At 54.4% G+C, this 7,396-nt stretch carries 7 protein-coding genes and 2 pseudogenes; 6 read left to right on the forward strand and 3 right to left on the reverse strand.

The genetic code is table 11. From position 1 onward, the window contains the following. The 3 genes and pseudogenes from ACMLHG_RS14440 to ACMLHG_RS14450 all read right to left on the reverse strand — a co-directional run. Positions 1 to 149: pseudogene (locus ACMLHG_RS14440) on the reverse strand (transposase); the annotation flags it as partial. 237 nt (positions 150 to 386) lie between these two features. Next, positions 387 to 437 (reverse strand): annotated as a pseudogene (locus ACMLHG_RS14445) (prepilin-type N-terminal cleavage/methylation domain-containing protein); the annotation flags it as partial. 20 nt (positions 438 to 457) lie between these two features. After that, positions 458 to 1,519 carry a GntR family transcriptional regulator gene (locus ACMLHG_RS14450; protein ID WP_417170944.1) on the reverse strand — a complete coding sequence of 354 codons (1,062 nt, stop codon included), beginning with the start codon at positions 1,517 to 1,519 and terminating at the stop codon, positions 458 to 460. Between the two features lie 378 nt (positions 1,520 to 1,897). Here ACMLHG_RS14450 and ACMLHG_RS14455 point away from each other — a divergent pair, with 378 nt between their 5' ends. From ACMLHG_RS14455 to ACMLHG_RS14480, 6 genes are all read left to right on the forward strand, one after another. Beyond that, positions 1,898 to 2,980, forward strand: coding sequence for a substrate-binding domain-containing protein (locus tag ACMLHG_RS14455; protein WP_417170945.1), 1,083 nt, complete (start codon positions 1,898 to 1,900; stop codon positions 2,978 to 2,980). Between the two features lie 9 nt (positions 2,981 to 2,989). Then, positions 2,990 to 3,766 carry an MBL fold metallo-hydrolase gene (locus ACMLHG_RS14460; protein WP_417170946.1) on the forward strand — a complete coding sequence of 259 codons (777 nt, stop codon included), beginning with the start codon at positions 2,990 to 2,992 and terminating at the stop codon, positions 3,764 to 3,766. Then, the gene (locus tag ACMLHG_RS14465) at positions 3,763 to 4,530 is read left to right on the forward strand and encodes a PHP domain-containing protein (protein ID WP_417170947.1); all 768 of its coding nucleotides are present in this window, start codon (positions 3,763 to 3,765) and stop codon (positions 4,528 to 4,530) included. Before ACMLHG_RS14460 ends, ACMLHG_RS14465 begins: the two co-directional genes overlap by 4 nt. Positions 4,531 to 4,636: 106 nt before the next feature. Then, the gene (locus tag ACMLHG_RS14470; protein ID WP_417170948.1) at positions 4,637 to 5,425 is read left to right on the forward strand and encodes a DUF1559 domain-containing protein; all 789 of its coding nucleotides are present in this window, start codon (positions 4,637 to 4,639) and stop codon (positions 5,423 to 5,425) included. Between the two features lie 29 nt (positions 5,426 to 5,454). Continuing rightward, positions 5,455 to 6,090, forward strand: coding sequence for a hypothetical protein (locus tag ACMLHG_RS14475; protein ID WP_417170949.1), 636 nt, complete (start codon positions 5,455 to 5,457; stop codon positions 6,088 to 6,090). 20 nt (positions 6,091 to 6,110) lie between these two features. Further along, the coding region (locus ACMLHG_RS14480; protein ID WP_417170950.1) for a LamG-like jellyroll fold domain-containing protein at positions 6,111 to 7,396 on the forward strand (1,286 nt) is incomplete at its 3' end.

A 7,396-nucleotide genomic window follows, 5' to 3' on the forward strand; every position in this document is an offset into this window, starting at 1 on the left:
GCCAAGGCGATATTGGCTTTCGCTCCACCCCGCCGACTTTTAACCGATTCATGAAAGGCATGGAGATACGGGCTGTATCGTTTTGCGATCAGCGCACATTGAACCAATGTGGTTCGTGCAATTTTGCTGCCGTTCTTCGTGATTCGTCCATGACAGACCGTATCATTTCCCACCTTCAGGTATTTGCTGATGTCAAGACTCCAGACCCACCACTTTGAACCGACATTGCGCGTGTCGTAAGAGGCGAGAATGTAACCGTTGTAATCCTCCGTGTAGAGCGCCAGCACCTTGCCGTTCGAACTCAAATTATTGACGCAGGCGATGCTCCGCGCCTTGTTGCGCGCCTGGTTCAGCGCCGGAAGGAGAAGCGCCGCCAATATCGCAATGATCGCGACGACAACCAGAAGTTCAATCAAGGTAAATCTCTTTCTCCACATGACTTCCCTTTCCTTTCCTGTTAGCGGACGACAAACTTTTCAACCGGCTGCAGAAGGATGCACTCGGGCCCGCAGCTGCCGGTACGGATAAACTTGTACAGAAGATCAAACCCGGCACGGACCTTCTCGCGGTAGGGGAAGAGCAGTGCGGGGAAACGTTCCGGATAGCTCTGGATATCTTCCAGAGCAAAGAGCAGTCTGGACTTTTTTTCCAGATCGACGCCGTGCCGGGCAAACTCGTCGAGCAGAACCTCGCCGGAAAAACTGCGGATGATGATCGCATCCGGCAGTTCCGGCAGCTCCAGCAGATACCGGGCGGCCCGCCGGCTCGCCGCCTCGAGGAACTGCTGACCGAAGATGCGGCGCATCTCGCCGCGGGTGTCCCGCGCGATGAAAAGACGCTCGTCGAAACAGCCGGCCTCCTCCAGTGTTTTCCGGTAAACCGCATGGAGCGCGGCCTGATAGTTGCCGAAATTCACCTTGAAGTCGATATGGGCGATCCGGCGGCATCCGGTGGAAAGCAGGAACTTCAACGCCCCGGCAAAACTGCCGGTGTTGTCGTAGTCCACCCACGAAACGCAATCCAGATCGAGCCGGTTGAAGGAGACAAACGGAATATGCGCATGCGCCAGCGCCTCCGCCGTCTCTCCGGTCAGCGAACTGTGCATGAAGATGAAGCCGTCCGCGTTCAGCTTGGTCAGGAGTTCCGGCAGGTACTGGGTGCTCTCCGCCGCCTTGAGCGAGAGCAGCCCCATCTTCTTCTCCTTCGCATACTCCTCCAGCGCTTCGATCGCGTGGAACCCCTCGATATCGCCGATGAAGTTGTGGATCAGCGCGATGTCGTTCGACCGCGGCCGCGCGGTGACATCCGCCTTGACGAACGCCCCGCGGGTGCCCTGAATATCGATCACGTTTTCCTGCTGCAGGAAGTTCATCGACTTCGCAATCGTCACCAGGGAAACCTTGTACTCCTTCGACAATTCGCGGAAGGAGGGCAGCCGGGCATTCCTCCCGCCGAACCGGCCGTTCCGGATGTCAAACCGCAGCGCCTCCACCACATCCGTGTATTTCGCGTCGAACATTCCAACCAATCTCCCTGCTGAAATCCTTTCTGTTATGTATAACAATATCTATAACAAGAAAAACCAAGCCCGCTTTTTATTTTTTTTCAAAAAAAATGGTTTCGAAAGAAATTTCGCCCAGAACACCCTCTCCCGGAAGCCTCCCGCAGCCAACCGGAGATGCCGCTCATGCACGGTCTGCGCCCCCCGGATTCAATCCCCCTCCCCTGACAGCGCCTCCCATGCCCGAGTAAATTGTTTCAGCGAATCATCAAGAAGAAATTTCCATGACTCCGGGGAATTATTGTTTTTTTTCGGTTAGCCCTCTTGAAAAAGATTTTTTTGAAATTATATTTTTATTAATGATTCAATGATTCAATTTATCTTCAGGAATCACCCATGGCGATTGCAAAGACCAGTCTGAAGGCGCAGGCCAAAGAATATCTGTTAACCTATATACAGGAAAAGAAACTCAATCCCGGCGACCGCCTGGCAACCCAGCGGGAACTGGCGGAAACTCTGCAGATCAGCCAGAAAGTGGCACAGCTGGCTTTGAATGATCTGGAAGAGGAGGGAATCATCGTCCGGCGTCTCGGCAGCGGGACCTTCCTCGCCCGGCGCCATGATCTCACGCCGCGAACCCCGACCAGCGGCAGAAATATTTTCGTCCTGATCCCCAACCTGAAAAATCCGCAGTTCTCCGAATTCGCGGCAGAGGCGGAAGCCGCGCTTCAGAAACATAAAAAACAGATGCGGCTGATGACAACTCACACTTCCCTCTCCTTCCGGGAGATCATCAGCATCATGGTTGAAGAAGGCTGCGGCGGCATCATCACCGCCGAGCTGCCGCCGGTATTGAAGAATTTCATCAAACAGTACCACATCCCCGCCGCCCTCATTCGCGTGATGGCCCCGCCCCGGCAGATGCTCCGGACAACGCATGAAATTATTCTGGATGTAAAGGAGCAGGCCATTCTTCTTGCCGAACATCTGCTTTCCCGGGGATATCGAAATTTCTATCTGGCCGGAGGGATCGCAGGTCCTCAGAACTGCCGTTTCCATGTCATGCGCAAACTGCTGGAGAAAGCGGGGGCGGAGATTCAGCAGATTCCGGAAGAAGATGAGAATTCCAAAGAACTGGACTACGAGAACATCGGGAAGGAGCTGGCGAACAAAATACTCCGCTGCTATCAGCCGTCGTCTGTCGCCGTATTCTACAACACCGCCCGCGCAATGGGGGCGATGAAGGTGTTTCAGCATCTGGGGAAAAAAATTCCTCAGGACATTGCCATTGCCGGATTCGACAATATCTTTCCGGCCCGGCTGGTGGAACCGGAGCTGACCGTCACGGATGCACGCTATACAGAGTGTGCGCAACAGGCGGTTTCCCTCGTTCTCTCCCGGGATCGCGAACCGACAACCCTGACGATCGATCCCGTTCTCTGTTACGGGCGATCCGTAGGAAATCTTACAGAAAAATAGAGGGCCGTCATGAAACTCCACTGCCTGGGAACCGCTTCCGGCATCGCCACCAGAACGCGATTGCACAACATGCTTCTGCTGGAATCGCGCGGCCATTCGCTTCTGCTCGACGGGGGAGAACCGCTCAGCACCCAGCTGACCCGCTATGACGTCGACCTGAACCGGATCGACGGCATGGTCATCTCGCATCTGCATCCGGATCATGCCGGAGCCCTGCCGCAACTGATTCAAACGTTTCAGATTTCCGGACGGACGGCGCCATTCAAGGTCCTGCTCCCTGCGGAAGGCCTTCCCGGATACCCGAACATGCTGAACATGCTGTATCTGTTCGACCGCGTTCTGCCCTTCCGGCTTGCATTCGAACCGATCCACTGTTCCGGCGAACAGCGGATCGGCGATTTCGCGCTGGAATTTCAGGAGAACGATCACCTGAAACGGCTCGCCGGTTTCGCCGCACAAAGCGGTTTGAAAAATCAAGGTCAAAGTTACTGTTCCGTCATCAACGCGGAAGAGAAACGGGTGGTTTACAGCGGCGATATCAAATCCGCCCTGGAATTGCTCCCGCTGCTGAAACGCCCCGCAGAACTGCTGATTCTGGAGATGGCCCATTTCAATCCGGATGAGCTGCTCACACTCTTCCGGGAAGCGCCTCCGAAGAGGGCGGTTCTTACCCATTTCCACCCCGATCTGGATGTTGATCCGGAGAAAAAGGTCAGAAACATCTTCGACGGTAAAATCACGACGGAAGTGATCTTCGCGTATGATGGAATCGAGGTCGAGATATGAAAGAGCATTTTCTGTACGACTTGCACACACACACATCTTTTTCCGATGGCCGCAATGATATGCCGACCATGCTTCACGCCGCAGAATCCTACGGAATCCGCGGTATGGTTTTCTCCGACCACACCTTTTCGGACGAGGAAGCGGAAACACTGCTGCGAAATTATCGGCAGCAGCCGCTTCCGTCCAGTCGGGTAAAGCTGCTCCACGGCACGGAAACCACCGTGGCAGACAGGTCGGGCAAACCGGCGGTGTCCGGCAGGCTGCTCCGCAAATTCGATCTGGTTTTGATGGACAGCAACGGAATTCTGTTCCGCCAGCTGGAAAAATTGAAAGAGAAGAAAGCGATCGCAGCCGCCTACTGTGAAACTCTGATCAACGCCTGTTCCGTGCCGGAAGTGACGATCATGGCGCATCCCTTCAACTGCGGGCTGGCGCCTCTGCATCTGGAACTGGAACTCTTTACCGATGAAATGGTCAGGGAGGTGGCAGACGCATTTGTCCGGAGCAGCAAAGTTTTCGAAGTCATGAATCAGATGTACTACTGGCACACGGAAACGTCGTTTGAACACTTCCATTCAGAATATTCCCGGATCATCAGAATCATGAAAGAGGCGGGTGTTTCGTTCTCTCTGGGCTCCGACACGCACTCCTGCTGCGGAATCGGCAATTTCCCCTGGTCGCGCAGAGTGGTGGAAGAGCAGAATCTTTCCGACCGCCTGTTTCTGCCCGCGGCATTCGCAACAACGGCGCATCGGGAAAGTTGATATCGCATGGAAGAAACATATCGGCAAAATTCACCTTCGCTCCGCAAACAGAAAAAGTCGAATCACAACATCATAATACCAATTGCAAACCATGAGGGATCATGTTATGAATCAGACTGCCGAAAGAAAGAATTTCAACTGCACCGTCCGATCTGCGGTCCGTCGCGAAATCAAGCACTTTACCCTTATTGAACTTCTCATCGTTATTGCGCTGATTGCCATCCTGGCAGCCCTGCTCCTGCCGACCTTGTCGAAAGCCAGAATGACAGCATATCGAATTAAATGTACAGGAAACCTCAAGCAGATCGGCAGCGCGCTGTCACTGTACGCGGTCGATTACAACGGATGGCCGCCGGTCGCCGTCGGAACCAGCGCGGCAGACTATGGAAGCTATTATCACACCTGGTCCTGCCGGAGCACGTTCCCTCTCTACCTCAATCTGAGCAACGACATCACGGTGGAACGGCCGCGCGGCAACGTACTGGAGTGTCCCAGTCAGGAATCCTATCAGCAGGGAAAAGTAAAACAGTATTATGACGCGGACAAGAATACTACAGAGAGCAAAGTGAAAATCGGATACGGCATGAATCAGTTTCTTCATTACATCACCTGGGACGGTAAGCTGCGGGGCACTAAATTGGCCCGCATCAAAACACCCGGCGGAGTCTTTGCATTTCAGGACAGCGCCTACAACACATCCGACGAATACTATGCAAATCAGGAAGCCAGAAACTACTTTGTCGCGAATGCGCAGGGCCGGGCCATGTTCCGGCATGAAGAGAAAATCAACATCGCCTGGGTGGATGGACATGTTTCGACCATCACGCGGCCCACATTTATCCAATATACCGACGGCACCCATACCTGGCGCTGGTATCAATATCCCTTGAACTGAAACTGCAACCCGCAAAAGGAGATCTCACCATGAACAGCAATTTCCGATTCCTCGACCTCTGCCTCATTCTCACCGTTTGTACCATCCTGGCCATTCTCACGACAGGATACAGTACGCAGCAGGCGGCCGCCCGGGCGAAATGTATGGAAAATCTCAAAACGATGGGAACCGCCCTCGCTCAATACGCGAAGGACAATACAGACATGCTCCCGGTGGTGAACGACCGGGACAACTGGAAGAAAATATGGTGTCTGGACAACCGCTATGTCACGTATCTCGGCCTGAACCAGACGACCGGTATCAGAAAAAAAGGAAATGTTCTGGAGTGTCCGGCAGAAGAAAACTATGAAACCTTCACTCATATCGGCTATGTGATGAACGTCAATCTTCATACCACGGATTCCAAGACAGCCAGAAACCGCAGGGGCGGAAAACTTTCCGGCTTCTCCTGTCCATCGCTGACAATTGCAGCCACCGACGGGAAAATGCATCTGCTGGATAACTGGAAAGCCATGGACAACAAGGAAAACGTGACCCGGGCAAGACATGAAGGAGAGCTGAACGTTCTGATACTGGACGGCGCGGTGGTTTCCGCACCGAAACTGCTTTCCAATCTGGACGGTTACAACCCGAAGAGCAGCTGGCTGGCTGACGACGACAAATAATCACGCGGGAATTGCCGGGAATGAATAAATCTGTTTTTGCGCTTCTCTGCATCACCGGGATCACCTGCGGTGCGATGGCGGCGGCCGATCCGGACGGCCTTGTCGCCGCGTATGACTTTACGGACGCGCAGGATGGCCTGGTCCGGGATTACGGTCCAAATGCCAATCCGGCCATCCTGCACAGCTTCACCGGGAAAACCTCCGATGCGCTGTGCCGGGAGCCCGGCGGGAAACAGGTGTTCCGGGGGGACGGGAACGGGAACTTCGTCACCATTCCGGACCATCCGGAACTGCGGCGGAGCAAAAGCTTCACGGTGGAACTGGTATGTACCATCGAGAAATTTCCCGCCGACAGTGTCAACGCCCTCTTTGCATTTGAGTCGACCCGGGCCCGCCTCTGGATCGATCCGTCTGGAACCATCAGCCTGGACAGCACTCCGGCAGAAAAACCGGACTATTTTTCCTCCCCGAAGGTCAAGGTCTCTCCGGGAGAAAAACTCCATATTTTCGCCTTTATCAGCAATGACGAAATCGGTCTCGCTGTCAACGGAAAAATTTACACATCAGACAGTTATCGTGGAGTTCCGCGTCAGACTCCGGGCGACATCAGCATCGGCGGGCACCCTTTCCGCAGCAACCGTTATTTCAAGGGAACGATTGAAAAAATCCTCTTCTACAACCGTCGTCTGAGCGATCAGGAGATGAAAACCGCTTCGACCGGGCATCTCCGACCTTCCGCACTTTCAAAGAGCGGCATATTCGCTCCGGGAGAGCAGGTTTCCTTCCGATTCATGGACGGCAGGAAGGCGGCGGCCGACGCGCAGGTCGTTCAGGATACCTGGTCATGGCAAACCGATTCCGGAACCATCCGGCGCAAAATTGTCCGGAAATCGGCGGAGAGCCGTCAGCGTCTGCTGGCCGGACTGGTCAGCCGGCGGAATTTTCCTGCCCTGTACACCGACAAACTGCAGCTCTGTCTCGACAACCGCCTGTTCGGACAGTTCGATGCACTGTTCCAGCAGCTCAGTCTGCACGAAAAACAGCTCTTCCGCTATGCGGACCGCCTGCATCGGATGGCGCAGCGGGAATTTGACGAAGACCTGCTGCAGGGAAAGGGGAAAAAGCTCCCGCCGATTCTGACGGAACTGCCGCCCTTCGGGAAATCAGAATTCCGGGAATTCGTTTACCGGAAGGCGCGGGAACTGTACGTCCGGAACTTCTGGCTCTCCCTCGGCGGGAAACATCCGCGAGTCGAAGATCGGGACCAGTTCAAAATGCTGCTGGAGCAAAAGGTGAAAATCTCCAC

The organism is Victivallis sp., from assembly GCF_048170485.1.
In the GTDB taxonomy this organism is placed as follows: Bacteria; Verrucomicrobiota; Lentisphaeria; order Victivallales; family Victivallaceae; genus Victivallis.

Excerpts from the sequence above, each read along its gene's own strand:
- ACMLHG_RS14470 (WP_417170948.1), top strand. The coding sequence starts at position 4,637 with ATGAATCAGACTGCCGAAAGAAAGAATTTCAACTGCACCGTCCGATCT.
- ACMLHG_RS14465 (WP_417170947.1), top strand. The coding sequence starts at position 3,763 with ATGAAAGAGCATTTTCTGTACGACTTGCACACACACACATCTTTTTCC.
- ACMLHG_RS14460 (WP_417170946.1), top strand. The coding sequence starts at position 2,990 with ATGAAACTCCACTGCCTGGGAACCGCTTCCGGCATCGCCACCAGAACG.
- ACMLHG_RS14475 (WP_417170949.1), top strand. The coding sequence starts at position 5,455 with ATGAACAGCAATTTCCGATTCCTCGACCTCTGCCTCATTCTCACCGTT.
- ACMLHG_RS14455 (WP_417170945.1), top strand. The coding sequence starts at position 1,898 with ATGGCGATTGCAAAGACCAGTCTGAAGGCGCAGGCCAAAGAATATCTG.
- ACMLHG_RS14450 (WP_417170944.1), bottom strand. The coding sequence starts at position 1,519 with ATGTTCGACGCGAAATACACGGATGTGGTGGAGGCGCTGCGGTTTGAC.